Raw genomic sequence first — 2,126 nt, 5'->3', positions numbered from 1 at the left:
GGCCCGAGCCGGTCGCGCCGCCGCCACCCCGTCAGCCCGCGTTCAGCACCTGGGCGACGATCGGGCCCGCCGCCTCGCCGCCGTGGCCGCCGCCCTCCACCATCGCGGCCGCGGCCACGTCGCCGCTGAAGCCGGTGAACCAGCTGTCCGGGCTCTCCCCGGCACCGCCGACCTCCGCCGAGCCGGTCTTCGCGCCCTTGTCCGAGCCCGCGACCGAGGCCATCGCCTTCTGGGCGGTGCCGCTGGTCGCCGTCAGCTTCATCATGCCGACCAGCTGCTTCTGCACCGAGGACTTCATCCGGCGCTCGGCCGTCGCGATCTTCCGGTCGTCGAGCTCCGGCGAGACCAGGACCGGCTGGCGGAACACGCCCGTGCGGGCCGTCGCGGTGATGGACGCGACGTTCAGCGGGTTCATCGTGATCTGGCCCTGGCCGATGTACTCGGCGGCCGCCGCCGCGCCCGTGGCCTGCGGCACCTTGCCGTCGGTGGACAGGATGCCGGTCTTCCAGTCCAGGCCGATGCCGAAGACCTCGGTGGCTTCCTTGGGCAGCGCGGAGTCGTCGTCGACGGGCTTGATCTGCTTGATGAAGGCGGTGTTGCAGGAGCGGGCGAACGAGGTCGCGAAGCTGGTGCCGGGCGGCAGGTCGAAGTGGTCCAGGTTGTGGAACTCGCGGCCCCAGGTCACCGTCTTCCCGCACTCCGCCGGCTTGTCCGCGGCGACCAGGCCGCGGTCCAGCAGCATCGCCGCCGTCACGATCTTCATCGTGGATCCGGGCGCCCGGGTGCCCCGCATCGCCGCGTTGAAGCCGTCCTTGCGGTGGTTCGCGACGGCCAGGATGTGCCCGTTGCTCGGCTGGACGGCGACCACCGAGGCCTCCGGGAACTTGGCGACCGCCTGCTCGGCCGCGGCCTGAACCTTCGCGTCCAGATACGTCTTGAGGGTGCTCGGCTCGCCCTCGACGAGGGTCAGCAGGGTCCGCTTGGGGGCGTCCTTGGCGGCGGGCTCGATCCACAGCTCGGCCCCCGCCTTGCCGCCCGCCTTGGTGCCGTAGGTCTGGCGCAGCTCCTCCAGGATCTGGCGCAGCGAGGGGTACTTCTCCGCGGTCAGTTCCTCGCCGTTGCGGTCGACCGCCTTGACCGGCGGGCCGGCCGGGGTGCCCGCGCGCAGCTTCTCGTCCTTCTGGAGCTGCGGATGGATCACCGAGGGCTGCCAGTCGACCAGCGGCTTTCCGCTGGTCACCCCACGCACCACGGTCAGCTGGGAGTCGTAGGCCAGCGGCTTGGTCGTGCCCTCGTAGGTGATCTCCGCCTCGACCTTGAACGGCACGGTGGTGCCGTTCGGCGGGCCGGGGGTGATCACGGCCTTGGACACGTACGACTTGGTCGTGAAATCCCCGACCACGGCCTGCGCGGCCGCGGGGTTGTCCGTCAGGTCGGCGGCCACCCGCTCGTCCCCGGCCGCCCATGCGGCGAGGAAGGCCTTGGCGGTCTTCGCGGCGTCCTTCTCGCTGACGGGTCCGCTGCCCTTCCCGGCCTGGACGGAGGTCTCGCCGTCCTTGCCTTCCTTCCCGTCCCCCTCGGTGTCGCCGACCAGCGCGTACACCCCGTACCCGGCACCGCCGACCATGGCGAGGAACACTCCGCCGATGACGGCACCCTTCGCTACCCCGTTCACGTGAGTCCTTCCCCCAAGACCACGGTTCCTGAACATGTTCAAAGAACCCTTGGCGCGGACTTTACTCTGTGCAGTGCTTCGGTACGCCGTTGTTACCGGACCGGAACATCCGGACGTCGCCCCGGAGTCCGGGCGGGGCACGATCAGAAGCGGTGTCGACCTGCCGCTCAAGCCGCGGGTCAGAGGCTCGGGGTCCAGGCGCGGACGGCCGAACGTGCGTGCTCCGGCGCGGTGTTCTAGCGTCGGAAGGGCGAGAGTGACCGCTGCGCCGAGCCGGTCGCCCCACGGAGTGCCCGCTCCCCGCCGCCGCCCCCGCCCGCGGTCCGGCACGTCGGCGGACCGCGAGACCCACCGAGAGAGCAGGTGCATCCGCATGCGTCCGTCGGCCCGTATCCCCAGCATCCTCGCAGGCCTGGCCCTCGCCGTCGGCGGCGCCGTCGTGGCCGCCCCG

General features: G+C 71.6%; 2 protein-coding genes. One reads left to right on the top strand and one right to left on the bottom strand.

The window, feature by feature from the left end:
- Window positions 1-31: 31 nt before the first annotated feature.
- Entirely contained in the window at window positions 32-1,675 is a 1,644-nt protein-coding gene (locus ACWGIU_RS36410; protein ID WP_453712357.1) for a penicillin-binding transpeptidase domain-containing protein, read from the bottom strand.
- A gap of 256 nt (window positions 1,676-1,931) precedes the next feature.
- Between ACWGIU_RS36410 and ACWGIU_RS36405 the strand changes: the two genes are divergently transcribed.
- Window positions 1,932-2,126: hypothetical protein (locus ACWGIU_RS36405; protein ID WP_453712356.1), on the top strand; the 195-nt coding region annotated here is incomplete at its 3' end.

The sequence above is a fragment of the Streptomyces sp. NPDC054840 genome, from assembly GCF_053611065.1.
Note: the sequence above shows the minus strand (reverse complement) of the source record. Positions and strands in the feature narration are given on the sequence as shown.